Source organism: Streptomyces sp. NPDC018000 (assembly GCF_044328025.1).
Taxonomy (GTDB): domain Bacteria; phylum Actinomycetota; class Actinomycetes; order Streptomycetales; family Streptomycetaceae; genus Streptomyces.
Genome location: NZ_JBIRGM010000003.1, coordinates 215,815 through 241,488, shown reverse-complemented (window position 1 = coordinate 241,488; position 25,674 = coordinate 215,815). Strand labels below are relative to the sequence as shown.

Below are 25,674 nucleotides of genomic sequence, written 5' to 3'. Positions count from 1 at the left end.
GCCCACCGAAGGAGGAAGCACCACATGGCACAACCCGAGCGGAACGAGCAGCAGCGGCTGCGCCCCGCGCCCCTGCTCTTCGAGCCGTCGGCGGCAGTCGCCGATCCTGAGCACTTCTTCGACCTGGAGTCGATGGAGGATCCGGGGGAGCTGCTGGCCCGCGCCACAGAGCTGACCCTGGCATTCCGTGCCGCGACCGACCGTGCGGTCGAGTTCCAGGCGCTCGCCGCGGCCCAGCTCGCCGATCCGCGCCGGTTCGACCGGCTGACGACAGCGGACATTGCGCGGCGTGCGGAGTGGACCGAGGACTATGCCAAGAGGATGGTCGAGTTCGGCCGGAGCCTGCTGGGCGGATCCGCTCCCTGACCGCGGTACCGGCTCCGTCCCGGCCACCGCACCCCGTGTGCCCGGCCCCGACCGGCAATCGCCCCGGACCATCCGGACCATCCGGACCGGCCGTCCGTGCCGGGTCCTGACACCGGGGCCAACCAGTGGCATATGCCCGAGCGCAAAATACTCCTCCCTACCCCAGCCTGTCCCGGTTTCCGGCAACTCTCGGAATCCATTTGATCACTCCCGGTAGACATGGGCGCATGAGCGCATGGCTGCCAGACGAAATGACCCTGGATCACGGCGACGGCCCCCACCACGGCGCCGACATCTTCGCCCTCCTGCGGGACCGGGCCGCGAACCGGACGGCTCAGGTCACGGCGGCCGGTGCCGCCTGGCTCGCCGGCGCCGCGGCGTATCCGCACAGCACACTGGCCCAGTGGGAGGCCCACCCCTCCTCGCCCGTGGTGCTGCCGTGCGGTTCGGCCTTCGACGTGGTGAATGTGCCCACCGTCTTCGGGCGCCGGATGCTGGAACACCTGTGGACGGACGGCCCCGGCTCCGGCCCCGTCGTCACCCACCGCGGACGGATGCTGCTCTTCGCCTCCCCCGGCACCGCCCAGCGGCTGCCGTCGCTGCTCGACTGGGAGGAGTGGGGCGGCGGCCTCGAACCGCGGACCGGCACGGACGCGCGGGGGCCGGGCGGCGGCAAGGTCCCGTCGCTGCTCTGCCACGGCACCGGGGACGCGGTGACCGTACCGCCCCTGACCTGCGCCTCCTCCACTCCCGGACCCCGCTGGGTGGTAGCCCCCGATACACGCAGCCCCTGGCTGCCGGGCCCGGACGTACTGCTCTGGGCCTGTGTGCGGGTGACCAGGTCGACGCCCTCGTCAGCGGCCCGGAGTTCGATTTTTCCTCCCGCCGGTCAGGGTGCTAATGTCTACGACGTCAGCAGGCGCCGCTAGCTCAGTTGGTTAGAGCAGCTGACTCTTAATCAGCGGGTCCGGGGTTCGAGTCCCTGGCGGCGCACAGACGGAAGAAGTCCCCCTCGCGAAAGCGAGGGGGACTTCTTCGTGTTCACGGGATGCCTGCGTCAGGGGGTCTTTCCGTGTGCGCGGGAGCCTTGCGTTCCCGTGGCGATCCGGACCGTCCAGGCCCCCGACGGTGTCCGGTCGGCGACCTCGATCCTGGCGTGCGCGCCGGGGATGCTGTACGTCTCGCCGACCTGCAGCGGGGCGTCCGCGAGCGGTGCGTAGACGGACCGGTCCCGGCAGGCGTCGGTGCCGGGGTGGGTGTCGATGACCTCGACCGGGCCGCTGCCGGACGGGGTCCCGTTCCGCACCCGGTAGAGCAGGACGCCTTCGGTGCAGGTCGTCCGGTCGTTGCCGGTCGCGCTGCGGGCCTCGACGGCCACGGCGCTGCCCTCACCGGTCCTGATCACCGCGAGCCGGGTACCGATGGAGGCCCCGGGCTTGGGTACGGTGGCCATCGACTCCAGGGTGATGTCCCGGCTGCGCTGGACGCACACCACCTGCCTGCGGTCCAGCCAGCCCAGCTTCCACTTGTGCCAGCCGAAGAAGTCCGGCGCGAGACCGAACTGGCTGCCCATCACATCCCAGTCGCCGACGTAGGTGTCCCAGTCCCCCTTGCCGTCGGACGGCCGGTGGTAGAGGTCCGGCAGGTCGAAGACGTGCCCGGTCTCGTGGGCCAGCACATTGTGGTCCGGCGGGTGCTGTTCGAAGACGGTGACGACGCGCCGGATGTCCGTACCGTCGGCGTGCAGCGGCCGGTCGAAGTTGATGACCTTGGTGGCATCGGAGTCGACCCCCGGTGCGTCCGGGTCGGCGATCAGGTAGACGATGTCGAACCGGGAGAAATCGACCTTCGGGTCGGCCACGGCGATGGCATCGCGCAGATAGGCGCTGCGCCGCACGTTGTTCCAGTCGCGCTGTATGCCGTACCAGTGGGACGCCTTGGGCATCTGGATCCACTGCCGCAGCGGGTGCGGGCGCAGGGTGAACCTCCCGTACGAGGCGCGCCGGAAGAACTGGGCGGTCGCCGGGAAGTGGTCGGTGGCGAGTTCCCTGAGGGTGGTGGTGGGGCGGTGATCCGGGAAGGAGAGAAAGACCATGACCGCGTCGAGGGGGTGGTCGGGGCGGGGATAGGCGTTGTTCCAGTCCCTCACGCCGAGCGAGTGGTGCACCTCGGTCCGGGGCAGCGCGCACGCACCCGCTTCGCCGGTGACTGCGAGGGCGGGCCCTGCGACGAGGGAGGTGGAAGCGAGCGCCAGAAGAGAGGTCATGGCCGCGACCACACCGCGCAGGCTCGGCCTCTCCACTCCCCCGGTTCTGTGCTGGCGCGGCACATCTACCTCCGGGTGCGAGATGCAGTCACTCACTCACACTGTGACGATTCGAGGCTTTCGTCCTGCTGAGCTGCCCCAGTCGAGTCAGCATTCGGCCGAGACATTCACCCTCACGGACAGTCACGTTCAATCATCAGGAAATCGCGAGAGAACGAAACCGCTCAGAAAAGTTCAGCCGCGGGCAAACCGGATCGGCGCGCGACTGACCCATGCGGGGCGTACGCGGGGCGTGAAGGGGTTGGGCGCTGGAACGGCCGACGCACCAACCTCTATGCTTCACCAGGCTTTCCCGCGTGGTTTCCGCCTCCGAACAACGGCGTCCCGCGCGGCGGGCCAGTCCGGCCACACCTGTTCAGGACAGAACTGCACGGCGGGAGCGAACGGTGAGCGGAACCTCCGAAGGGCTGAGGCCCGCGGCAGGCACACCCCCCCATTCCGCAGGACCGTCGGGCACGGAGCGTCACCCTCCGTGGCCCCCTGCCGGAATCGAAGGGTCCGAGCCGCACGGCTACCGGGCCGCCTTCCGCGCCGCCACGCTCCCGATGGCCGTCGTCGACCACGAGGGCCTGGTCGTCACCGCCAACGACGCCCTCGGCGGCCTCCTCGGCTTCTCCGCCGCGGCGCTGTCCACACAGTCGGCAGCCGATCTGCTCGACCTCGCGGCGGACGGCCGTACCTGGCACGCGTACCGCGAGGTGCTACGCCGCCGGCGCTCACGGTTCCGTTGCACCCGCACGCTCAAGCACCCCGACGGGCGCTCGATGTGGGCCGAGATCACCGTCGTGCCGATGCCCGAACCGGAGGCCGGCCGGGCTGAAGGCCCCGGGCCCGGCCGGGTGCTGCTCTCCGTCGCGGACATCAGCGACCGGCGGGAGCTGCAGAAGCGGCTGCGCCACCTCCAGATGCACGACCCGGTGACCCGGCTGCCCAACCGGACGCTGTTCTTCGAACGGCTCTCGGCCGCCCTGGAGCCCCGGCCATACCAGGACGACAGTCTCGCCGGACGCGGCCGTATCGGGCTCTGCTATCTCGATCTCGACGGCTTCAAGGCCGTCAACGACACGATGGGCCACCGGATCGGCGACCGGCTGCTCGCCGCCGTCGCCTCACGGCTCACCGACTGTGCGGCCCAGGACGGCCCGCACCGCCCCGGTTCACATCTCGTGGCGCGCCTGGGCGGCGACGAGTTCGCGATCCTGGTCGAGGGCTCCGCCGGTACACAGCAGCTCACCGACCTGGCCCGCAGGGTCCTCGCCGCACTGCAGAAGCCCTTCGACCTGGGCGGGCAGCGGCTCTCCGTGTCGGCCTCGATCGGGGTGGTGGAACGGGCCGTGGCCGGCACCTCGGCAACCGCTCTGATGCAGGCCGCCGACACCACGCTGTACTGGGCGAAGGCGGACGGCAAGGCCCGCTGGACGGTCTTCGACCCGGAGCGCAACGCCCACCGGATGACCCGGCAGACGCTCTCCTCCAACCTGCGGCCGGCCGTCGAACGCGGTGAGTTCACCATCGAGTACCAACCGCTGGTGGGCATGGCCGACGGAGTCGTACGCGGGGTGGAGGCACTGGTCCGCTGGAACCACCCGCAGTTCGGCATGCTCTCGCCGAATCGGTTCGTTGCGATCGCCGAGGAGGACGGCTCGATCGTCCAGCTCGGCCGGTGGGTGCTGCGGTCCGCCTGCCGCCAGGCCCGGCGCTGGCAGCTCGACCACCCGGACGAACCGCCGCTTTTCATCAGCGTCAATGTCGCCGTACGGCAGGTCTGGGACTCCGACCTGGTCACCGATGTCGCGGAGATCCTCGCCGAGACCGGTCTCGATCCCGGACTGCTGCAGCTGGAGCTGACCGAGTCCGCCGTGATGGGCTCGGCGGGCCGCCCGCTCCAGGCCCTGCAGTCGCTCAGTGAAATGGGTGTACGGATCGCCATCGACGACTTCGGGACCGGCTACTCGAACCTGGCCTATCTGAGCCGGCTGCCGGTCTCCGTACTGAAGCTGGACGGCTCGTTCGTACGCGGCTTCCGCCGCGACGACGGCGACCGCCCGAGCCCCGCCGACGAGACGATCGTCGAGGCGATGGTGGAACTGGCGCACCGCCTGGGCCTGACGGTCACCGCGGAGTGCGTGGAGACGGCAGGCCAGGCGGAACGGCTGCGCAGAATCGGCTGCGACACCGGGCAGGGCTGGTTGTACTCACGCGCGGTGGCCCCGGAGCGGATCGCCGAGCTGATCGGCGGCGGAAGCCTGAAGGTCTGAGGCCGGTCGGCACATGGGGGCGGCCTTACGACCTGGGGGCGATAGCCCCGGCGGGCTCTCAGAGCCTCGGCAGCGCGTACGCGTCCGCGATCAGTTCGTAGCTGCGCAGCCGGGCCTCGCCGCTGTGCGCGTTGGCGGTGATCATCAGTTCGTCGGCGCCGGTGCGCTTGGCCAGGTCGTCGAGGCCCGTACGGACCTCGTCCGCCGTGCCGTGGACGATGTTGACCAGCCAGCTGTCCACGAACTCCCGCTCCATGGGGCTGAAGGCGTATGCCTCCGCCTCCTCGGGTGTCGGGACCAGGCCGGGGCGGCCGGTGCGCAGGCGGACCATGGACAGGGCGCCGGAGAGCACCTGGCGGCGGGCCTCGCGCTCGTCGTCGGCGGCCAGGGCCGAGACGCCGATCAGCGCGTACGGGGCGTCGAGCACCGCGGACGGCCGGAACGACTCGCGGTACAGGTCGAGGGCCGGCACCGTGTTCTGGGCCGAGAAGTGGTGGGCGAAGGCGAACGGGAGGCCGAGTACGCCGGCCAGCCGGGCACTGAAGCCGGAGGAGCCGAGGAGCCAGATCGGCGGGCGGGCCGGGGACTGGACCCCGCCCTCGGCCGTGGCCTGGACCGGGCCGGGGACCGCGTGGATACGGGCGTAGGGGTGGCCGTCAGGGAAGTCGTCGTCCAGGAACCGGGTCAGCTCGGCGAGCTGCTGCGGGAAGTCTTCGGCACCCTCGCCGAGCCGGTCCGTGCGGCGCAGGGCGGCCGCGGTCACGCCGTCGGTGCCGGGGGCACGCCCGAGACCGAGGTCGATGCGGCCGGGGGCCATGGCCTCCAGGGTGCCGAACTGCTCGGCGATGACGAGCGGTGCGTGGTTGGGCAGCATCACGCCGCCGGAGCCGAGCCTGATGCGTTCGGTGTGGGCGGCGAGGTGGGCCAGGATCACGGCCGGTGAGGAGGAGGCGACGCCGGGCATCGAGTGGTGTTCGGCGACCCAGTAGCGGTGGAATCCGCGGCGCTCGGCAAGCTGTGCAATGTTCACGCTGGTGCGCAGGGCCTGGGTTGCGGTGCGGCCCTGGCCCACGGTCACCAGGTCCAGCACGGAGAGCGGAACGGTGGCCGCCCCCTCCGCCTTGCCACGGATCTCGCCGCCGCCTCGGATCTCGTCCACGTCCTGGCCTCTTTCGGTGATGTGCTTTCGTCCGGCTCATACGTCCGCAGCACCGCAACAGGAGGTGGTCTCCGTTTATTCCCCCCGGTCGGTCCGGCCGACCCGTGGGCCACCGGCTTTCCGCTCGGCTCACCAGCCGGAGTGGGTCTGCTTTCCGGGCCACCCCTTCTTTCCGCTGTGTGCGCGCTCCCGGCCCTCGCCCCACCTGGCCACCGGGGCCGGAGGCGCCTCGCGCTCGGCAAAGATCTTGCCGAGCCTCGGGGACCAGGTCCGGCGGTCCGCCAGCCGCAGCCCTTCCCGGACCGTCACCTGGTTCCCTGTGAGGACCGGCTTGCCGAGGAGTTTCTCCAGCTCCGTCACGTGCGAGACGGTGTGCAGGGCCGTGTCGGGCAGCAGCATCACTTCGGCCTCCGGCCGGTCCGCGGCTGTGACGAGTTCCTTCACCTTGTCCAGGTCCCAGGCGGCGGCCTCGGCGGCGGAGGCGAGAGAGGCAGCGTGGGTGGCGGCCACCTCGATGCCCGCGGACCGGAGAAAGGCGGCGAACAGTGCGGCGATGTGCTCGGGATAGGTCGCGGCGACGGCGACATGGGTGGCGCCCAGCTCCCGTACCGCATGGATGAAACCGAAGGAGGTGCTGGAGGCGGGCACGCCTGCCGCCCGGGCCAGGGCGGCGGTCTGCTCATGGGCGCCCTCCCAGCCGTACAGGAAGCTTCCGCCGCTGCTCGCCCACACGACGGACTCGACACCGGCCCGCTGCAGCTCCGCCACTCCGGCGGCCAGGCATTCGGGCGCGCCTGTCCGTACCAGCGCGTCGATCCCGTAGACGTCCTCGTCGACGCCGGTGTGGTTCACGACCAGTCTGACGGCGTCGAGCAGGATCTCCATCCGAGGGAAGTCGTCCTCCGCATAGTGGTGGCCCGGGTAGAGAAAACCGAGGGTCGTCATGTCCGCCCTTCCTGTTCCTGCGGGTGCCTGAACGGGTATTCGGAGGCCGGTCGGGTCCGAGATGCCCAATTAAGAGATGTCTCGTTACTTTTTCCGCCCATCTCTCCCCAGTATTCCCCCATCCCTCGCCGCCCCCACTGCGACCTGTTGACGAAGTCGGGCGCGGATGCGAGCGTGGTCAATCCGCACATCTCAGACGCAGCGGAGCGACCGTCTCTCATGTCAGAGCCCACCCTGCTCGTCCTGGACACCGACCCGTCGCCGCGTCTCGGCCGGCTGACCGGCCGGGCCGCCGTCCGGTACACGGACGAGGCCGGACTCGCCGCGCAGCTGCCGGAAGCCGACGTACTGCTGGTGTGGGACTTCACCTCCGACGCGGTACGGGCCGCCTGGCCCGGTGACGGACCGCGCCCGGCATGGGTGCATACGGCGAGCGCGGGCGTGGACCGGCTGCTCTGCCCGGAGCTGACGGCCTCCGAAACGGTGGTGACCAATGCGCGGGGCATCTTCGAGCGGCCGATCGCCGAGTATGTGACGGGCCTGGTGCTGGCGTTCGCCAAGGACCTTCCCGGCACGCTGGAGCTCCAGCACCGGCGGCTGTGGCGGCACAGGGAGAGCACGCAGGTCGCCGGCAGCCGTGCGGTGGTCGTCGGCGCGGGCCCGATCGGGCGGGAGATCGCCCGGCTGCTGATCGCCCTCGGGGTCCAGGTGGCGCTGGTGGGACGTCGCGCGCGGCGCACCATCCACGGCGTGGCAGAGCTGGACCGACTGGCCTCCATGGCCGACTGGGTGATCTGCGCGGCGCCGCTGACGGAGTCGACCCGGGGCATGTTCGACGCGCGGTTCTTCGGGCTGATGCAGCCGTCGGCCCGCTTCATCAATGTGGGGCGCGGCCCGATGGTCGTCGAGGACGATCTGGTCGCCGCGCTCCGCAAGCGCTGGATCGCGGGCGCGGCGCTCGATGTGTTCGAGCAGGAGCCGCTGGGGCCGCAGAGCCCGCTGTGGGACGTACCGGATCTGATCGTGTCGCCGCACATGAGCGGCGACACGGCGGGCTGGCGGGACCGGCTGGGCGAGCAGTTCGTGGAGATGTACGAACTCTGGGCGGCCGGGGAGCCGTTGCCGAACGTGGTGGACAAGCAGCGCGGTTGACGCGAGAGTTCCTCACCGCGGTGCTGTGACCTCGTCACTCGCCTAAGGGCTGTGACAATGGCATATGCCAAACGCGTGCGCTTCGGCTTGCGCGCCGGGGCGCCCCATCGAGTCGCCAACAGCCGCCCCGGAAAGGACTCTTGGAGGCTATCGTGGTGGCAGAGCTTGCGGCCGCAACCTGGTGGGGGAAACCGTGGCATTGAAGCCCGAACCGACCGCACCGTTCCATTCGGTGCAGTACGCCCTTCGTGTTCTCGAAACGGTCTCCAAGTACAGCAACGGTGTGACGGACACCCAGATTTCCCGGGAGACGGGACTGCCCGTCGGGCATCTCACCCCCCTGCTGCTGACGCTGCGCCGCGAGGGATACGTCGAGCAGGTCACCGACGGCGCGTATGTCATCGGATCCTCGCTGCTGCTCCTCGGCTCCGGCGCGGCCCGCAGACAGGCCCTGGAGACCAGGCTCCAGCAGATGCTGGCGCAGCTGCGCGATTCGGTCGGCGCGGCGGTCTACATCAGCCGGTACGTCGACGGCGAGATCCGCGTCACGCAGTACGCCGACGGTCCCCGTACCCCTGCGGTCAACGAGTGGGTGGACTTCCGTTCCTCCGCGCACGCCTCGGCGGTCGGCAAGTGCCTGCTGGCCCAGCTCGACCAGAACGGCCGCCGCGACCACCTCTCGCGCCACAAGACGGCCCGGCTCACGTCGCGGACGATCACCAACGAGAAGGTGCTCTTCTCGAAGCTGGACAGCCAGCCGGCGACGGTCCCGGTGCTCGACCTCCAGGAGTACGCGGTCGGCACGGTGTGCGCGGCGGTACCGCTCACGGCCGGGTCGTCGGCGGGCTGCCTGGCACTGTCCCTGCCTGTCGAGGATGCGCATCGCCTGCGCGCGGCGGCGGCCACGCTGAATCGGCGGGCGGCACCCGTGCTTCTGTCGCTGGCGCTCTAGGCGTTCTGTCCATGGAGGTTCGCGCGAGGGGGTCTGGGTGCCCCGGGACGGACTTGATCTTGCTGAAAGAGTTCGTTTTGGATTGGTGAGTCCCGTTTTGTCCGGTCGTCATCAGCACCCCTCGGAAGCAGGTATTATTTTCATGTCAGCAGGCGCCGCTAGCTCAGTTGGTTAGAGCAGCTGACTCTTAATCAGCGGGTCCGGGGTTCGAGTCCCTGGCGGCGCACAGACAACGCACTGGGCGGTTCACGTACACACGTGAACCGCCCAGTGCGTTGTGTTGCCTATCAAAATGTACGAACGTTTTGGACCGACCGGCCTTACACATCCGCACCGGGCGGGCGTTTGATCGAGAGCAGAAGGCCGTCACGCCCGTGTGCCTCGTACTCGCTCAGCAGGGCCGCCAGTTGCTCGCCCCCGAAGAAGTCATACGCGCCACCCCGGCCGCGCCACCACACAGACCCCGCGTCCCAGAACCCCTCGCGGCGCAGCCCCGCCCGGTGCACCTTGTTCGTCGCCGTCACCGGCATCGCCGGAACGATCCGTACGAAGCGGGGTGCCATCTTCGTGCCCAGGTCCGTCTGCGCCCCGAGGAACGCGGCGAAGGCGGACGGGTCGAAGGCGACGCCCTCCCGCATCGCGAGCGCCGCCATCACCTGGTCTCCGGCGACCGGATCCGGCACCGCGTACACCGCCACGGCCGCCGCGTCCTCCCAGCGGGACAGGATGTTCTCGATCACCGCGGCGGCCAGGTTCTCGCTGTCCACCCGCAGCCGGTCGTCCGTGCGGCCCGCGAAGTACAGGAAGCCGTCGGCGTCCCGGAAGAAGAGGTCCCCGGTCCAGTACCAGCCCCCACGCAGCCGGTCCGCGTCCGCCGCCTCATTGCGCCAGTACCCCTCGAAGGGCGTACGGCCCCGGTTGACCAGCTCCCCTATCGCGTCCACCCCGTTGATCAGTCTTCCGGACGCGTCGAAGACCGCGGCGGCCCGCTCCTGACCCGTCTCCGGGTCGACGACCGCGAGATCGTCCCGTGCCGCCGCCCTCCCGACCGCACGCTCCGGGGTGTCCGGGGTCCGCTGGATCGCCGCGCCGCCCTCGGAGGAGCCGTAGCCCTCGACCAGCCGCACCCCGAACCGCTCCCGGAATCGGGCCGCGTCCACCGCACCGGCCTCCGTGCCGAAGCCGAGCCGCAGCGGGTGCTCGCGGTCGTCGGGGCGCTCGGGGGTGGCCAGCAGATACTGCACGGCGCGGCCGACATAGGTGAAGTACGTCGCCCCGTGCGTCCGTACGTCGTCGAGGAAACCGGAGGCCGAGAAGCGGCGGCGCAGCGCGACCGCGGCCCCGCCCGCCAGCGCGGGCGCCCAGTCGGCGATCACCGCGTTGCCGTGGAACATCGGCATACAGATGTAGTGGATGTCCTCGCGCCGGACGCCGAAGTGCTCGACGAGGGACTGCCCGGCCGCCGCCAGCCGCCCCTGGGAGCAGATCGCGGCCTTGGGAGCGCCGGTCGAGCCCGAGGTGAAGTAGAGCAGCATCCGGGTTCCGGGCCCGGGATCGGCCAGGACCGTGTCGCCCGGTTTCGCTCCGGTGTACGGGGCGAGCAGTTCGGCGTACTCGTCGATGTCGGTGACCAGCACCCGTACGCCCGGCAGATCCAGGCCGTCGAGCAGCGGCAGATGCGTGCGTTCGGTGATCAGGACACGGCAGTCGGTGTGCAGGATGTCGCGGGCCAGTTCGGCGCCGCGCCGGGTGGGGTTGATCCCGGCGACGGCGGCCCCGGCCAGGGCCGCCGCGCTCAGCCAGAGAGGAAATTCGGGTGTGTTGTCCAGCAGCACCCCGAGGTGCGGTTCGCTGCCCGTCGGCAGCAGATCCGCCAGGAGCGCGGCCCGTACGGCAGCGCCCGAGGCGACCTGGTGATGGCTGAGGACGGTGTCCTCGGATCTCAGTCCGGGCCGGTGGTCGCCCCATTGGCGCTGTACGAGCTCCGCGACGGTGCCTGCGCTCCCCATGGCGCCGCACGTTAACTGACTGTACGTCAGAATTGAATCCCTCAGGCCCCCTCCCCGCCACCGCGTCCGGTGTAAAAGGCCACCGTCAAGTCCTTGACCAGCGCCTTGCGTTCGTAGTCGTCCAACTCCACAAGCCCCCTCGCGGTCAGCCGGTTGACAGTGTCGTCCACGGCGTCGACCACCGAAGTCAGCACACTGTCACGGTGCTTGGCGTCGATGGCGGCGATCCGGCGGCGCTGCATGGCCGCGGCGACCTCCGGCGCGTACTCGATTCCGGTCGGCTGCGCGGAGTACACCTCGATGCCGGCCGGCTCGCAGTCCGCCTTCAGTATCCGGGTCAGCGCATCACCCACCGCCTCCGCGTTGCGCAGGGTGTGCGCGTCCTCGTGGAAGGCGTCGGCGGGCAGCTGCGAGAGGACCCGGGCCATCGCCGCCTCGACCTGCTCGCGCAGATACGCCTCGTGGTCCGCGACCCCGAGCGCCGCCCGTACGGTGTCCTTGATCCGCCAGACGACCAGGACGACCACGCGCAGCGCCGTACCGTTGGCGTCCACGGCGGGGAGCGGTTCGCTGCGCCAGTGCCGCAGGCGTACGTCGACCCGGCGGCGCAGCAGCAGCGGGCTGATCCACATCAGCCCGGTCCGCCGCACAGTGCCCCGGTACTCGCCGAAGAGCGTCAGCACCCAGGCGTACCCGACCCGTCCGCGGCTCAGACCGCCGAGCGCGAAGAGCACCGCCACCACCAGCGCGGCGAGCGCCGCCCAGGCGCCGGGACCTATCCCGTCGTACGGTCGCGAGCCGATTCCGAACCAGGCGAGCGCGGCGGCGGGCAGCGCGCCGACCTCCCGGAGGACAACGCCACCGGCAACGATTCCGGCCAGCGCGGCGAGCAGCGCCAGCCAGCCGGGCAGCGCGGGCCCCGGCCGCTCGGCAAGCTGTGGATCAGCGGTCGGCGCCGGCCGTGTCGGAGGCCGCACCTGCGGCGCCCTCGGCGCCGGCGGCCGACGCATCCCCGCCGCCGGCTGGTCACCACCGGCTCCCCGCCGCATCGCACCGGCGGGGGGCGCGGCCGAGTCGGCGGGCTCGGCGTCCTCGCGGAAGAGCAGGTGTACGGGGATGGTGGCGGTCCGCTCATGGGCGATGACCGCGTGATGCCGCCCGGTCCTCCACGGGGCGTCGCCGGACCGCTCGGCCCCGTCGCGCGCCTTCGCCCGGTCCGAGCCCCGCGCCCGCGCCGAAGCCTGCGCCTTCTCCCGCTCCCCTTCCCGTTCCCTCCCGTTCTCCGGGGTTCCGGAGCTGTCCGACACCGTGGATCCCATTCCCGCCTCCGTCATGTCCGTTTTGTCACGCGAAGAGTCGTCGCCAGGTCTCCGGACCGGGGTAGCCGTCGGCCGCTCCGCCCCGCCAGCCCTGGGCCCGCTGGAAGGCCTCGACATTGCGCCGGTCCGCCTCGGTCCACCGGGGCCCGGGTCCTGACAGGTAGTACTTGCCGAATCCCTTCTTCACCAGTTGCTTGCTGAGCTTGTCGACATGGCTGTTCGACTGGCCGGGCCGGAAGTGGCCCCGCCCGGGAAACGTCGGAGCCGAGCTCGAATCACCCTGGCCGCCCCCACTCCGGCTCCCGCTCCGGGTGCCGGGGATGTCGCGACCGGTCCCGTTGGCCAGGAGGTGCCAGGTGTCGGGGCCGGGGATGCCGTCCGCTTCCTTGCCCTTCCAGCCCTGGGCCTTCTGGAAGGCCTGGGTCGCACGCCGGTCGGCTTCACCCCAGCCCGGCCCGGGGCCGACCTTGTAGAAGCGCTTGCCGCCCCGGTCCACGAGCATCGTCCCGAGCTGGGTGACGTAGTTGTTTCTGCTGCCGGGGCCGAAATTCCCGGCGCCCGGGAACGCTTTCGTCGACGAACCGCCGCCACTGCCGCTTCCGCTGCTGAGGCCCTTGTAGCGGTACGCGACGTAGCTGCCGGAGTTGGTCCAGTACGCCATGGGCGTCGTCTGCTTGCGGGTGTGCGGCTTCGTCTGCTCGTACGCCGTGTAACGGGTGTGCGTGGAGTCGGTCCAGCCGCCGAAGATCGTGACGTGCGAGCCCTTCGAGGGGTTGGACGGATTGTGGAAGAGCAGGATGTCGCCGGGCTGCAGCTTCTCCCGTGCGATCCGCGTCCCGTACTTGGCGAGGCTGCCGGTCCACTCGTTGCCGGGCAGGTTCCAGGCCATCGACACATAGCCGGAGCAGTCCTGCCGGTAGCCGTCGGACCAATACTTGTTCATGCTGTACGGAACCTGCGCGGACACCCACTTCTTCGCACGGTTGATGATCGCGGCCCTGCTGGTCTTGCGCAGCGTGGTCCCGGTGGACGAGGGCGGGCCCGAGGCACCTGCGCCGTGCCGCGGCCCCGGTGCGCCCTGCGGACTGTCCGGACCCGGATCGGCCGGGGTGAGCGAGGCACCCTCGTCAGCCGGGTCCACCGGGTCCACCGACACCGTCGCCTTGTCCGTACGGGCGGCCCCGGCCGCCTCCGTCGCCCGGTCCCCCGGCGCACTCGCCGCCTCGGCCACGCCGGCGCTCATCACCGCTCCGGCCGTGGTGACCAGCACGAGCGCGCGGCGCGCTCCATGTGCGGCCGGATGACCTCCGTCCCGCACGGGCAAGGCACTGGCAGCGGCACGCCGTTGCGCGGCACACCCCGCACAGGTGCAGTCGATGGCGGGTACGTACTCCTCGAAAGCCGGCACAGTCATGCGATTCCCCTCCGCATTCGTCAAGATCTTTGGGCGCATCTGCACGGGCGCCAGTGTCTCAACTCTCCTGACATGTCGCATTTTGACGGACAGGAGAGAAAAAACGACCATCCGACAGGCCGTGACGGATGGGAAATGGTCAGGAGCACACCTCGCCTTCAGGTAGAGTTCTCCAGGTCAGCAGGCGCCGCTAGCTCAGTTGGTTAGAGCAGCTGACTCTTAATCAGCGGGTCCGGGGTTCGAGTCCCTGGCGGCGCACGCAGAGTCAAGGCCCCCTCACTGCATGTGAGGGGGCCTTGCTCGTTCGCGAACCGGACCCCGCATCGCCACCTTCGCGGGACCCATAGGCAGCACACAGCTGCCACACAGTCACCATCCCGTCACTCAGCGGCTCGAAGAGTCCTCGCATACGCCTCCACGCACCCCCTCCGCAAGCGTTCCGCAAACCGCACGTATGACTGGCAACCCACCCTTCTCACCCTTGCGATCGGGGCCGAGGGACGCGGCGCGAACCGAACCGGATCGAATGTGCTGCAAACCCTGCCGGTCGCGGCACTAGTCCGGCATGTCGCCGCAGCTGACCGCACTCGCGCGGGAGGCGCGACGAACAGCAGACCGTCGCCTACTCCGCCTGGACCAACACGCTGTACCCCGAGACCGTCCCGACCGCCTACCGCGCCGCCGTGGGCCTCACCGACGCGCCCAACCGGCACTTCGACACCGTCGTCCCGGCCGTCCCGCTCGCCCTCGTCCGCGAGCTCAAGCGGGAGGAGGACACCGGCTTGGACGTCTGGCTCTGCGGCGGCGGCAAGCTCGCGGGGGCCCTCCTGCCCGAGATCGACGAACTGGCAGTAGAGAACGAGGATGCGGCGCGGTCGCGAGTTGGAGTTGAACTCGCGGATCCAACACCGTGGAGCACGACGACGAACCCGCGGTTTCCCACCGAGAACCCGTCAGCTCGCGTGAACCGATGGCATCAACTGACGCGCTGTTATGATCGTCGGCATGAGTTCCGTCATCCACAACTGGCAGGCCACGCGCACACGGTCGACGTTCTGACCCGTGGTGTCGGCCGCGCCGGCATCGGGGTCCACGTCCACCGTTCACCTCCGGATGACGAGGATCTTCAACATGCGCGCAAACTCGCGCCCCACTTTCGTTTTCGTGCACGGCGGTTCCAGCAACTCACGGGCCTGGGGCCCGTTGCAGAACGAACTGGCCCTGCTCGGACACCGTTCGTACGCCGTCGACCTACCCGGCCACGGTGACCGCGCCGACAGCCCCGCCGCCTACTACCGGCAGCCCCAGGACATTGTGGCGCTGGCCGCCGCTTCCTCCCCGATGCGTGGTGTCACGTTGCGGGACAACGTGGAGCACGTGGTGGACGCCGTGCGCCGGCTCGCCGAACACGGGCCGGTCGTCCTGGTCGGCAACAGCTTCGGTGGCCTGACGGTCAGCGCCGTCGCCAACGCCGTGCCGGACCTGCTCGACCGCGTCGTCTACCTCTCCGCGCTGTGCCTCAGCGCCCCGGCCATGCTCACCGAGTCGACCGAGTCGTGGGACGTGGTGGACGACAACCTGCTGGACGCGGCGGCGGCACGGATCACCGTGCCGGACGTGCCTGACCCCGCTGTGACCCGGCTGAACTGGCGCAGCGCCCACGCCGACCCGGCCCTGTTCGCCCAACTGAAATCCGCCGTTATGGCCGACGCAACCGACAACCAGTTCCGAGTGCTGCTGGACTCGATGGACCCGGACGAGAACTATTCGGTGCTGGAGCCGGGGGCCGTGGTCCAGGCCGATGGGTGGGGTCGCGTCCCGCACACCTACGTCCGCCTGTCCGAGGACCGCAGCATCACCCCGGCCGTCCAGGACTACATGATCCGGAAAGCAGACGAGCTGACCCCGGACAACCCGTTCGAGGTGCACACCCTCGCCACGTCACACGTAGGCTACTTCAGCCGGCCGCAACTCTTCGCGGACCTCTTGACCGGCCTGGTCTAGCTCCACACATTTCGGCGTCCCCGCCGCCGGTCTCTCGGCGACGGGGACGCCGTTCACCCTTGCGTCGACCAGTTCGTCACCCGTTTCGGTCGTCGACGTCGACGCTGCGTCAGAAGAACTCTGGGGCATGGCAGTTCCCGGGTCATCGGTCGCTGCCGCTCCCGCCGGACTTCTCGCCGGTCAAGTAGGCCGAGACGACCACATTCGCTTCGTACGAGTGCGACACCCGGTCGAAGGTGCCGCCGCAGGTGATCAGGCGGAGTTCCGCGCGGCCCTTCTTGTGAGGGCCGTACGCCTTGTCGGCGTCGAAGCGTTCCCGGGTGAAGACCTGGACGTCGTCGATGGTGAATTCGGCGACCGTGCCGTCCACACGGGCCACCTCGACCTTGGCGCCGGGGCGGGCCGCACTGAGCCCGTAGAAGACGGCCGGTTTGGTCTCGGTGTCGACGTGACCGACGAAGAGGGCGGGGCCCTTCGCGCCGGGCTCGGTGCCGCTGCCGTACCAGCCGACGGTCTGGGGCGTGTCGAACGGCGGTGGTGCGATCGCCCCGTCCTTGTCCAGGCCGCGGGCGACCACGGGTGCCTTGACGCCGATCGACGGGATCTCGACCCGCTCCGGCACGGCGCCCTCGATCGGGTCGTGCGGCGGGGGCAGCGGGACGCCGAGCGGGCGCCCGACCGCGGCGATGTCGCCGGTGGTCGGGGCGGAGCCGACGCCGGAGCCGTCGGTGATGTCGCGGCCCCAGAGCCACAGGCCCATCAGCAGGGCGGCCCAGGCCACTCCGGTGAGCAGTCGGCCGTGACCCTCGGGGTGGTCCGGGGCAGACATGTCAGTCTTCGGCCGGGCGGCAACGGCGCGCGCGGCAGAACACAACGGCGACGGCCGCGACGGCGGCCAGGGCCAGGCCGATCACCGCATGCACGGCGCCGGGGCCGTCCTGACGGGCTGCCTTGGCGGTGCGGACGGCGGTGCCGCCGCCTCCGGCGCGGACCGGAGCGACGGGCGTGGACTGGTCGCGGTCGGTGACGGTGACCGTGCCGGACGCCGTGGTGCCTTTGTCGTCCGTGCAGACGATCCGGATGTCGTGGTCACCCGCGGCGGCGTCCGAGCTGATCCGGGCCTTGGCGTAGAGGCCCCCGTCCGCGGCGGGCGAGAAGCGCGCCTCGGAGGCGAAGACATCGGAAGTGCCCTTGGCCTCCTTGCCCTTGCAGGCGTCCAGTCGCAGGGCCACCTCGCTGCCCGGGGCGGCGGAGGTCGGGGTCACCGAGAGTGTGGTGCGCGAGCCCGAGCCCGTCCGATCGGACCCGGATCCGGAGTCGGCCAGTGCGGCGGGAACCGGCACCAGGGTCGCCGCGACGACCGCGACGGCACAGAACGTGAGGGGTGTCGAACGCATCGTGAACCTCCTTAGGGAAGGTTCACGCCTGCTTCGGCATTTCGCATCCGCAGGAGCGCGCGGGGGCGGGCCGGCAAGGGCCGCTCGGAACCTTCCTCCCACCCCCTCGGGCCGGTGCCCCGTCGGGCTCAGTCCACCTCGACGAGGTCGACCAGATCGGCGATGGAATCGACGACCCTGGACGGCCGGAAGGGGTACTTGTCGACATCGGCCACTGTGGTGAGACCGGTGAGGACCAGGAACGTCTGCATCCCCGCCTCCAGGCCGGCCAGCACATCGGTGTCCATCCGGTCGCCGATCATGGCGCTGGACTCGGAGTGGGCGCCGATCGCGTTGAGCCCGGTGCGCATCATCAGTGGGTTGGGCTTGCCCGCGAAGTACGGGGCCTTGCCGGTGGCCTTGGTGATGAGGGCGGCGACGGACCCGGTGGCGGGCAGCGGGCCCTCGGCGGACGGGCCGGTCTCGTCCGGGTTGGTGCAGATGAAGCGGGCGCCGCCGTTTATCAGCCGGATCGCCTTGGTGAGCGCCTCGAAGCTGTACGTACGGGTCTCGCCGAGGACCACGTAGTCCGGCTCGTGGTCGCTGAGGACGTAGCCGATGTCGTGCAGGGCGGTGGTGAGCCCGGCCTCGCCGATGACGTACGCCGTACCACCGGGCCGCTGGTCGTCCAGGAACTGGGCGGTGGCCAGGGCGGAGGTCCAGATGTTCTCCACGGGCACGTCGAGCCCCATGCGCTTGAGCCGGGCGTGGAGGTCGCGGGCGGTGTAGATCGAGTTGTTCGTGAGAACCAGGAACGGCAGCCCCGAGTCCCGCAGCCGCTTGATGAAGACATCCGCTCCGGGGATCGGCGTCCCCTCGTGGATCAGGACTCCGTCCATATCGGTGAGCCAGGATGAGATCGGCTTGCGCTCTGCCATGTGGGACTCCTGCCGTACGCCGTGTGCGGGGACGCCGGCGGCACCGCGTTGTGCAGCGCCGACGCCCCCGATTTTAGGCCGTCCGTTCAAACAGCCGATACGGCTCAAACAGCCGATACGACCGGAATCCGGCTCAGGGGCGGGGACGGGGGCGGCGGCGCAGGTGGCGGGACCGGACCACCATGGCCCCTCCGCCGATCAGGCTCCGGTTTCCCCGGTCCCGTCGACCTCGCCGGTCTCGCCGGTCTCGCCGCTCCCGCCGCTGTCCTCGACGACGGCGAATGGGTAGTTGCCGGACTCGCCGACCCAGGCCCCGTCGTCCTTCCCGGCCCCGCCGCTCGCAACGTGCTGCCGCTGGACGATCGCGGCGTTGGCGGTGATCCGGCCCGGGCTGGTGTCCGAGGTGAACGCCATCCGGATCCGGACGGTGACGGTGCGGCCCGCGGGGACGGTGAAGCCGTCGAAGGAGTCGGCGCCGTCGCCACCGAAGACGCCGATGTGTTCGTTCTGGTCGGTGGTCTCCCAGGTGACGCGGTGCTCCACATCGGGGCGGTTCTGCTCGGAGAACTTCAGCTGGATCTGGTCGGAGGTCAGCTTCCGTTCCTCGTCGGTGAGGACCAGCACCGGATGGATGGCCCGGCACGACTCGGTGGTGGTGTTGGTGAGATCCAGGAACCAGGTTCCGTAGCCACCGCCGGACGCGTAGGTGTCCGGGCCTCCGCGGATGCGGGCGCTGATCGGGAAGTCACTCGCGTCCGGGTCACCGCAGGTGGGCTGCTGGTCGGCGGTGGCGGAGTCCGACTTCGACACCGGGGTGGCCGAAGACCCGGCGGAGGCGGGTGCGGCGGATGCGCCACCGAGGACGACGGGAACCACGCTCGCCGCCGCCAGCCCGAGCGCGAATCCGTGCCGCGTCCGGCCGTGGAGCGGGTGCGGCGGCGAGGGAGGACTCGCGGGGGCGTCGGATCCAGGGGTGGAAGCGGTGGAGGACGGAAAGACGGGTACCGGACCGGCCGCGGGCATGGACGCAGGGGTGGAAGCGGAAGGCCTGCCGGACGGGGGCGGGGTGGGGAGCATGTGGGAGGACACCTTCGCTGCTCGCGAAACGGTCGGCTCGCCCCGTTCGCCGAAGTTCACCGGTTCTGGGCCGCGACGCTGCCACTCGCACGCGAGGCGACCGGCACCGGCATGCCGGAGGGCCGCCCGCCCGGCGGCCGGGAACCGCTCGATCAGCTCAGACCGACCTCGATGCAGCCGCGGCTTGGACTTTGGCAACAGCGTTGCTTAAGTGGCAGCCATGACTGGCAACGCGACTCACGAGACGCCCGGGCTGTCCGAGACCCCCCTGCGCGTCGCACTCGTCGGCTACGGCCTGGCGGGTTCCGTCTTCCACGCCCCGCTGATCGCCGCGACCGAGGGCCTCGTCCTCGACACGGTCGTCACCGCGAGCGAGGAACGGCGGGCGCAGGCGCGCGCCGAGTTCCCCGGCGTAAGGTTCGCCGCTTCGCCGGAGGAGCTGTGGGAGCGCGCGGACGGACTCGACCTGATCGTGATCGCCTCGCCGAACAGGACCCACGTCCCGATCGCGACCACCGCGCTCGAGACCGGTCTGGCGGTCGTCGTGGACAAGCCGATCGCCGGTACGGCCGCCGAGGCACGGGAGCTCGCGGCCCTCGCCGACAAGCGCGGGCTGCTGCTCTCGGTCTTCCAGAACCGCCGCTGGGACAACGACTTCCTCACTCTGGCCCGCTTGATCGCGGACGGTGAGCTGGGGGACGTACAGCGCTTCGAGTCCCGTTTCGAGCGGTGGCGCCCGCAGCCGAAGGGCGGCTGGCGCGAGTCGGGTGACCCGCAGGAGATCGGCGGGCTGCTGTACGACCTGGGCAGCCATGTCGTCGACCAGGCGCTCGTGCTGTTCGGACCGGCGGTACAGGTGTACGCGGAGTCCGATGTGCGCCGCCCCGGCGCCGCCGCCGACGACGACACGTTTCTCGCGATCACCCATGCGAACGGGGTCCGCTCGCATCTGTACGTCAGTGCCACCACGGCCCAGCTCGGCCCGCGTTTCCGGGTGCTCGGCTCGACCGCCGGCTATGTGAAGTACGGCCTCGACCCGCAGGAGGCCGATCTGCGCGCGGGCGCGCGTCCGACGTCGGACCGGCCGTGGGGCGAGGAGCCCGAGGCGCTGTGGGGCCGGATCGGCTCGGGCGAGTCCCCGTTGACGGGCGGCGGCGCCCCGGTCCGCACGCTGCCGGGCGACTATCCCGCGTACTACGCGGCGGTCACCGACGCACTGCGCGGAAAGGGTGACAATCCAGTGACCGCCCTCCAGGCCGCCGCCGCCCTGGACGTACTGGAGGCCGCCCGCCGCTCGGCCCGCGAGGGCATCACCGTGTCCCTGCCCGCCGCTCCCCCGCCCGCCCCCGCCGATTCCGGTACCGACACCGACACCGACACCGACACCGACACCGACACCGAGGAGCAGACCGCATGAACCCCACCGCTCCGACCATCTCCGAGCTCATCGCTCAGGAGCGCCGACTGACGCTGCCGCATTTCAGCTACGACGACGCGTACGCGCTCGGTGGCCTGCTCGTCTCGATGGCCCGGGAAAGGCACGCCCCGGTCGCGATCGACATCCGCCGCGGCGCACAGCAGCTGTTCCACGCCGCGCTGCCGGGCTCCAGCGCGGACAACGACGCCTGGATCGACCGCAAGCGCAGGGTCGTGGAGCGTTACGGCGAGAGCTCGTACCTGGTCGGGTCCCGGTTCCGGGCGAGGGGGACGACGTTCGACGACGCGTCTCGCCTGGACCCTGACGTGTACGCCGCGCACGGCGGCTCGTTCCCGATCGCGGTCGAGGGCGCGGGCGTCATCGGTTCGGTGACGGTCTCGGGCCTGCCCCAGGCGGAGGACCACGCCCTGGTGGTCGAGGCGCTGGAACAGTTCGCGACGGCGATCGGCGCGTGACGCGAAGGGCAAGACCTCTTCACACACTGGTCCGGCGTTCACCCGCCGGGCCGGTGTGCTCGCTGCCCCCCCCAGGTCATTACGTCGCGGTGGTGGCCACGGCGGTGCTCGTGGCCGGCGTGTCGCGGTAGAGGAATGCCCGCTCGATCGCGGTCCAGGTGGTGCTCGTGACGACGTACAGCGCGGCGGCGAGCGGTACGACGGACACGGTGAAGAGGGTGGCGTAGGACATCAGGGGCATCAGCTTCGCCATCATGCCCATGCCCGGGACCGGCTGTCCGTCGGGGCCGGTGGCCGGGGTAACGGGGTTGGCGGCCATCTGCTGCTTCGTCCGCCGGTAGTTGAAGGTGGCCACGACGGTGACGATCGCGTACAGGCCGAGGTAGACCATGCCCTGGGGCCCGAACGGTCCGCCGTGCGCGAGCGCGTCGTGCCAGTGCTCGCCGAGCGGGGCGCCGAAGAGCTGGTGGTCGAGCAGTTCGTTGGGGTGGCCGTCGATCGTCGGGCTGGAGAAGAGGTGGTAGAGGAGGAAGAAGGCGGGCATCTGCAGGAGGCTGGGCAGGCAGCCGGAGAGCGGCGAGACGTTCTCCGCCTTGTGCAGTTCCATGAGCGCCTTCTGCATGCGCTCGGGGTTCTTGCGGTGTTTCTTGCGCAGTTCGGCGATCTGCGGCTGGAGCCTGATGCGGGCTTTCTGTCCTCGCGCCGCGGCCCGCGACAGGGGGTGCACGGCAAGCCGCACGAGCGCCGTGAACAGCACGATCGCGGCGGCGGCGGACGCGCCCTGGAAAAGCGGTTGCATCACATCGGCCATCGCGCCGACCAGAGCGGCGAATGCGGACATGAAGACGGACATGGGTGAGCCCTCCGGGGGTCTCGTCGTGCCGGGAAGAAGAACGAACTCGGCATGACGAACCGCGAGGGGGCGCAGCGGTCCTTGCTACCTGCTGCTGTGAGCCCTACGCGGCCGTCGGAAGGGCGCGGCCGGGCGCTCGGGGGCGTCTGCGCCCCTTGGCGTCCGGGTCTCGCTGCGGCAGGAACGCGGTGCGTTTCTCCCGGTCGCGTATGGCCGTACGGACCCGGGTGCGGGGCACGGAGACGGCGCAGCGGGCGCTGATGACCGAGGCGGCGACGAGCGCGGAGCCGACGGCCGCGGTGGCGGCGAGCGCGACGGTGGCGGAGAGGCTGCCGCCTTCCGCGAGGAGGACTTCGGTGACAAAGAAGAGCAGCAGCGCTGCGGGGCGGAGCAGCCGGGCGAGGCCACCGCGCAGGCGGTTCACGTCACTCTTCATCGGCCCCTCCCTTCCTCTCCTTCGCGGCCTGCCGGCCGGTGTCACGCCGCCCGCGCCTTTCGAGCACGTGTGCGTTCGGCTCCTCAGCCGTTATACACGATGGGCCCGACATGCTCGTCCGCGCTCAGTGCGCGGCAGGGGGCCTGCCGCCTGATCGGTGCGGGCCCCGATCACGCACCATTTCGTTGCATCGCCCCCCAGGGGGAGCGGTTTTTAGACGGAACGGCCCAACTGCGGGCGGATGCTCCAGTAGCGTGCCCATCGCACGAAGTACCGACTGTTCATGACGACTTGGCCCGGCGCGTGGCCGCCGGCGGGCGTCCCCCTGCTCCTGGTGGCCGGGTGTCTCGGGTCGGTCCTTCTGGCAGTCCGGGGGCGCGCGGCTGAGCCGGCAGGCCCCCACAGATCGAAAGGAACGACCAATGAAACGCTGTCCGGGATCACGCATATCCCGTCACGGACTCAGACCCGGCTCCGCCGGGCGGCCGCGCAGGACGCACGGGTTACTGGCCATCGGTTCGGCCTTGGCGGCCTTGACTGTGACGGGCGCCACCACATCGTTCGCCGTGCCGGCACCCGACGTCCCGAGCAAGGCCACCGTCTCCGGCCCGGCCGACTCCGCGGGAGTGCCGGCCGGAACGAAGCCGGCCGGCGAGCGGCTGGTGAAGACGGGCAAGGACGTGGTCACCGGGAGCACGACCACCGCCAACCGCGGCGATGCGATCCAGTGGACGGTCTCGTACACCAATCCGGGCGGGAGCCCGGCGGACACCTCGATCACGGACGTGATCCAGGGCGGTCCGGGCAGCACGCCTCAGGCCCAGACGTTCGTTCCGGGATCGCTGAAGGTGCCGCCGGGGTTCACCGCGCAGTGGTCGACCGACGGCGGGAGCTCCTTCGGGACCGAGGATGCCGGGAAGGCGACCAACGCGGTACGCGCGGTGAACCCCCAGGCGCCCTCGCCGGCCACCGCGCAGGCCGCCGTTCTGCCGCCGCCGTTCAGCCCGGTGACCCAGCAGACCGGCGGTGACGGGTGGATCCCGATCCTCCACACCGCCACGGTCAACGGCGTCGAGACACCGCAGATCTGGAACGTGTACCACGAGGCGCACTCGGCCGACGGTGCCACGGTGGTGTGCACGGAGGTACGGACCTCCAAGGGGTGCACCTCGCCGACCGGGGAGGCACGGACCTGGCCGCAGGCGATGAACTCCTCCGTCGCCGGGGCTCTCAAGGGCGACCTCGCCACCAACTTCTCGCCCACCTATGTGCAGATCGGGTCCAAGCTCTACTACCCGGCGTCCCTCGGCCGGGGCCCTTCCCCGGTCGGGGTGGGCTGTCTGGACCTCCAGGCGCAGCAGAGCTGTGGGTTCACCGCCCTGGCGACCGCCAACGCGGTCAGCGGTGTCGTCCAGGCCCCGAACGGCAAGATCTACGCCGTCTCCGGCACGGGTGCGGTGCTGTGCTTCGATCCGGACGCGGGCGCCGCCTGCGGGACGTTCGACATCGGTCTGTCGGCCGCGACGCGGGGTGGAATGACCGTCGTCGACGACCGCGTCTTCGTGACCGCAAACGGCGCCGTGGGGTGCTTTGACCCCGCCCGCGGTGCTGCCTGTGCGGGCTGGACGTCACCCAAGAGCGGCCCGTCGTCGCTCGGTATCTACCCCCGTCACGACACGGACGGCAAGAAGACCGGTGTCTGCGTGACAGCCACATCCCCCGACGTGCCGTGCTGGAACACCGAGGGAAACGCGATCGCGTCCCCGCCGGGACTGCAGGCACTTCTCACCATGAACAGCAGCGGAATCAACGCGGCCCCGATGACCTTCGAGGCTCCGGGCGGACATACGCGGTCGCTGTTCCCGTCCTGGGCGAAGGGCGGCGCCGCCTACTGCTACGACTGGACCACCCAATCGCCGTGTGCCGGCTTCGGCAACATCGGCACCGGAGCCGCCAACTTCCCGAGCATCGGCAACGGCAACACCATGCTCTACGGCTTCGCCTACGACGAGCAGTGCAGCTACGCCCTCGGTCACGCGGGTTACCTGTTCTCGATCGACCCGGTCACCGGGAGCACGCCCTGCCTGCGGGTGGCGGCGAAGACGAAGGTCGACCCGTCCCAGTATTACTGCGACGAGCAGAACGGGCATGTGAAGTCCTACAGCACGGTGTCGCTGGGCGGCATCGATCCGAAGACGGTGAGGTTCGCGGACTCGTCCGTGGTGGTGAAGGACTCCTCCGGCAAGACGCTGGGAACCTTCCCCTTCGACCCGGCGTCCCGGACCGCGGACATCTCCTCGATCCCGACGACGGTGGGGCCGATCACGGTGTCCACCCGCGTGGCGCTGGAGAGCACGTCGTCGTTCACGCCGACGAACCAACCGCAGGTGATCGTGAGCTGGGACGGAGACGCACCGCAGATGTGCTTCCGGACCGAGCCGGTCAGCGACTGCGCGGTCACCTCGGTGCACAACCAGGCCACCCTCGTCACCGGGAGCCTCGCCCCGGTGGCCTCGAACAGGGTGAGCTTCCACGTCGCACCCGGCGAGAAGTGCCTGCCGAAGGCAAAGGTCGTCAAGGAGATCTGCACCTCCACCGACAAGGCCGCCTGCGGCAAGGACGGAGCCGGCCCCTGGACATCGAGTACCACCGTCCCCTGGGGCGGCACCGCGTACTGGCGGATCACCGTCACCAACACCGGACCGGTCGCCATCACCGGCGCCACCCTCGATGACCAGCGGGAAGCCTCCTGTGTGAAAGCCGCCGGCACCTTCGACCTCGCGGTCGGCAAGAGCACGCACTTCTTCTGCTCGACCAGCAACATCACCAAGGACACCACCAACACCGTGACCGCGTCGTTCGTACCGGCCGACTCACCTCCCGGAACGAAACCGATCACGACCGCACCCTCCTCGGCCACGGCCAAGTCCTCGCCCCGCCCCGGCCCGACCGGCGACGCCGGCAGCACCGGCGGCGGAGGGAACCACCAGCCCGACAGCGACCCGCCCGGGAACAACGGCTCCCTGGCCCGCACCGGCACGACGATCGGCCTCTGCCTCCTCGTCGCCGCCGCTCTCCTGGGAGGCGGTCTGCTCGCCCGTACCGCTGCCCGCCGTAGCCGCAGCACAGGCTGAGACCGCACACCGACCGAACCATTCCTGAAACAAGACCGCCGATGGCCCGGGAACGCCCGTTCC

At 70.4% G+C, this 25,674-nt stretch carries 21 protein-coding genes, 3 tRNA genes and 1 pseudogene; 12 read left to right on the top strand and 13 right to left on the bottom strand.

Annotation, left to right across the window (positions count from 1 at the left end; translation table 11 throughout):
- Positions 1–24 precede the first annotated feature (24 nt).
- The 3 genes from ACH4EW_RS09600 to ACH4EW_RS09590 all read left to right on the top strand — a co-directional run bounded on the left by ACH4EW_RS09600 (position 25) and on the right by ACH4EW_RS09590 (position 1,359).
- On the top strand, positions 25–366 hold the full coding sequence (locus ACH4EW_RS09600; protein ID WP_398253816.1) for a hypothetical protein: 342 nt from the start codon (positions 25–27) through the stop codon (positions 364–366).
- A gap of 227 nt (positions 367–593) precedes the next feature.
- On the top strand, positions 594–1,295 hold the full coding sequence (locus ACH4EW_RS09595) for a bifunctional DNA primase/polymerase (protein WP_398253813.1): 702 nt from the start codon (positions 594–596) through the stop codon (positions 1,293–1,295).
- Positions 1,286–1,359: transfer RNA gene (locus ACH4EW_RS09590), tRNA-Lys, on the top strand. Before ACH4EW_RS09595 ends, ACH4EW_RS09590 begins: the two co-directional genes overlap by 10 nt.
- 64 nt (positions 1,360–1,423) lie before the next feature.
- On the opposite strand, the gene ACH4EW_RS09585 is transcribed toward ACH4EW_RS09590, so the two are convergent.
- Entirely contained in the window at positions 1,424–2,668 is a 1,245-nt protein-coding gene (locus tag ACH4EW_RS09585; RefSeq protein WP_398253811.1) for a M6 family metalloprotease domain-containing protein, read from the bottom strand.
- Between the two features lie 410 nt (positions 2,669–3,078).
- Between ACH4EW_RS09585 and ACH4EW_RS09580 the strand changes: the two genes are divergently transcribed.
- Entirely contained in the window at positions 3,079–4,950 is a 1,872-nt protein-coding gene (locus tag ACH4EW_RS09580) for a putative bifunctional diguanylate cyclase/phosphodiesterase (RefSeq protein ID WP_398253809.1), read from the top strand.
- A gap of 58 nt (positions 4,951–5,008) precedes the next feature.
- Here the strand turns inward: ACH4EW_RS09580 and ACH4EW_RS09575 are convergent, their stop codons facing one another.
- Both ACH4EW_RS09575 and ACH4EW_RS09570 read right to left on the bottom strand, forming a co-directional pair.
- Complete coding sequence (locus tag ACH4EW_RS09575) at positions 5,009–6,109, bottom strand: LLM class flavin-dependent oxidoreductase (RefSeq protein ID WP_398253806.1); 1,101 nt, start codon at positions 6,107–6,109, stop codon at positions 5,009–5,011.
- 129 nt (positions 6,110–6,238) lie between these two features.
- Complete coding sequence (locus ACH4EW_RS09570; RefSeq protein ID WP_398253804.1) at positions 6,239–7,054, bottom strand: decarboxylase; 816 nt, start codon at positions 7,052–7,054, stop codon at positions 6,239–6,241.
- Between the two features lie 219 nt (positions 7,055–7,273).
- On the opposite strand from ACH4EW_RS09570, the gene ACH4EW_RS09565 reads away from it, so the two are divergent.
- The 3 genes from ACH4EW_RS09565 (at position 7,274) to ACH4EW_RS09555 (ending at position 9,384) form a co-directional block, all read left to right on the top strand.
- A complete protein-coding gene (locus ACH4EW_RS09565) occupies positions 7,274–8,206 on the top strand; it encodes a D-2-hydroxyacid dehydrogenase (protein ID WP_398253801.1) in 933 nt (310 codons plus the stop codon).
- 193 nt (positions 8,207–8,399) lie between these two features.
- The gene (locus ACH4EW_RS09560) at positions 8,400–9,158 is read left to right on the top strand and encodes an IclR family transcriptional regulator C-terminal domain-containing protein (protein WP_398253798.1); all 759 of its coding nucleotides are present in this window, start codon (positions 8,400–8,402) and stop codon (positions 9,156–9,158) included.
- A gap of 152 nt (positions 9,159–9,310) precedes the next feature.
- A tRNA-Lys gene (locus ACH4EW_RS09555) sits at positions 9,311–9,384 on the top strand.
- Between the two features lie 94 nt (positions 9,385–9,478).
- On the opposite strand, the gene ACH4EW_RS09550 is transcribed toward ACH4EW_RS09555, so the two are convergent.
- From ACH4EW_RS09550 to ACH4EW_RS09540, 3 genes and pseudogenes are all read right to left on the bottom strand, one after another.
- Positions 9,479–11,167 (bottom strand): AMP-binding protein, encoded by a 1,689-nt coding sequence (locus ACH4EW_RS09550; RefSeq protein ID WP_398253796.1) that lies wholly within the window; start codon positions 11,165–11,167, stop codon positions 9,479–9,481.
- Positions 11,168–11,208: 41 nt separating this feature from the next.
- Positions 11,209–12,330, bottom strand: a pseudogene (locus ACH4EW_RS09545) (SPFH domain-containing protein); the annotation flags it as partial.
- Between the two features lie 181 nt (positions 12,331–12,511).
- Positions 12,512–13,900, bottom strand: coding sequence for a peptidoglycan-binding protein (locus ACH4EW_RS09540; protein ID WP_398253793.1), 1,389 nt, complete (start codon positions 13,898–13,900; stop codon positions 12,512–12,514).
- A gap of 184 nt (positions 13,901–14,084) precedes the next feature.
- On the opposite strand from ACH4EW_RS09540, the gene ACH4EW_RS09535 reads away from it, so the two are divergent.
- Positions 14,085–14,158 (top strand) — tRNA-Lys (locus ACH4EW_RS09535).
- A 695-nt stretch (positions 14,159–14,853) separates the two neighbouring features.
- Here ACH4EW_RS09535 and ACH4EW_RS09530 read toward each other — a convergent pair.
- A complete protein-coding gene (locus ACH4EW_RS09530) occupies positions 14,854–14,994 on the bottom strand; it encodes a hypothetical protein (protein WP_398253791.1) in 141 nt (46 codons plus the stop codon).
- Between the two features lie 37 nt (positions 14,995–15,031).
- On the opposite strand from ACH4EW_RS09530, the gene ACH4EW_RS09525 reads away from it, so the two are divergent.
- On the top strand, positions 15,032–15,904 hold the full coding sequence (locus tag ACH4EW_RS09525) for an alpha/beta hydrolase (protein ID WP_398253788.1): 873 nt from the start codon (positions 15,032–15,034) through the stop codon (positions 15,902–15,904).
- A 142-nt stretch (positions 15,905–16,046) separates the two neighbouring features.
- On the opposite strand, the gene ACH4EW_RS09520 is transcribed toward ACH4EW_RS09525, so the two are convergent.
- The 4 genes from ACH4EW_RS09520 to ACH4EW_RS09505 all read right to left on the bottom strand — a co-directional run bounded on the left by ACH4EW_RS09520 (position 16,047) and on the right by ACH4EW_RS09505 (position 19,295).
- A complete protein-coding gene (locus ACH4EW_RS09520; protein WP_398253785.1) occupies positions 16,047–16,733 on the bottom strand; it encodes a class F sortase in 687 nt (228 codons plus the stop codon).
- 1 nt (position 16,734) lies between these two features.
- Complete coding sequence (locus ACH4EW_RS09515) at positions 16,735–17,301, bottom strand: hypothetical protein (RefSeq protein WP_398253783.1); 567 nt, start codon at positions 17,299–17,301, stop codon at positions 16,735–16,737.
- Positions 17,302–17,429: 128 nt separating this feature from the next.
- Positions 17,430–18,218: an HAD-IIA family hydrolase gene (locus ACH4EW_RS09510; protein WP_398253781.1), complete on the bottom strand. Its 789-nt coding sequence runs from the start codon at positions 18,216–18,218 to the stop codon at positions 17,430–17,432.
- A 198-nt stretch (positions 18,219–18,416) separates the two neighbouring features.
- On the bottom strand, positions 18,417–19,295 hold the full coding sequence (locus ACH4EW_RS09505) for a hypothetical protein (RefSeq protein WP_398253778.1): 879 nt from the start codon (positions 19,293–19,295) through the stop codon (positions 18,417–18,419).
- 220 nt (positions 19,296–19,515) lie between these two features.
- Here ACH4EW_RS09505 and ACH4EW_RS09500 point away from each other — a divergent pair, with 220 nt between their 5' ends.
- Together ACH4EW_RS09500 and ACH4EW_RS09495 are read left to right on the top strand one after the other, a co-directional pair.
- Positions 19,516–20,712 carry a Gfo/Idh/MocA family oxidoreductase gene (locus ACH4EW_RS09500; RefSeq protein ID WP_398253776.1) on the top strand — a complete coding sequence of 399 codons (1,197 nt, stop codon included), beginning with the start codon at positions 19,516–19,518 and terminating at the stop codon, positions 20,710–20,712.
- A complete protein-coding gene (locus ACH4EW_RS09495) occupies positions 20,709–21,188 on the top strand; it encodes a heme-degrading domain-containing protein (RefSeq protein WP_398253773.1) in 480 nt (159 codons plus the stop codon). Before ACH4EW_RS09500 ends, ACH4EW_RS09495 begins: the two co-directional genes overlap by 4 nt.
- 79 nt (positions 21,189–21,267) lie before the next feature.
- On the opposite strand, the gene ACH4EW_RS09490 is transcribed toward ACH4EW_RS09495, so the two are convergent.
- Positions 21,268–22,041: a YidC/Oxa1 family membrane protein insertase gene (locus ACH4EW_RS09490; RefSeq protein WP_398253771.1), complete on the bottom strand. Its 774-nt coding sequence runs from the start codon at positions 22,039–22,041 to the stop codon at positions 21,268–21,270.
- Positions 22,042–22,144: 103 nt separating this feature from the next.
- Positions 22,145–22,477: a DUF6412 domain-containing protein gene (locus ACH4EW_RS09485; RefSeq protein WP_398253769.1), complete on the bottom strand. Its 333-nt coding sequence runs from the start codon at positions 22,475–22,477 to the stop codon at positions 22,145–22,147.
- Positions 22,478–23,010: 533 nt separating this feature from the next.
- Between ACH4EW_RS09485 and ACH4EW_RS09480 the strand changes: the two genes are divergently transcribed.
- A complete protein-coding gene (locus tag ACH4EW_RS09480; protein WP_398253767.1) occupies positions 23,011–25,611 on the top strand; it encodes a hypothetical protein in 2,601 nt (866 codons plus the stop codon).
- The last annotated feature ends 63 nt before the right edge of the window (positions 25,612–25,674 follow it).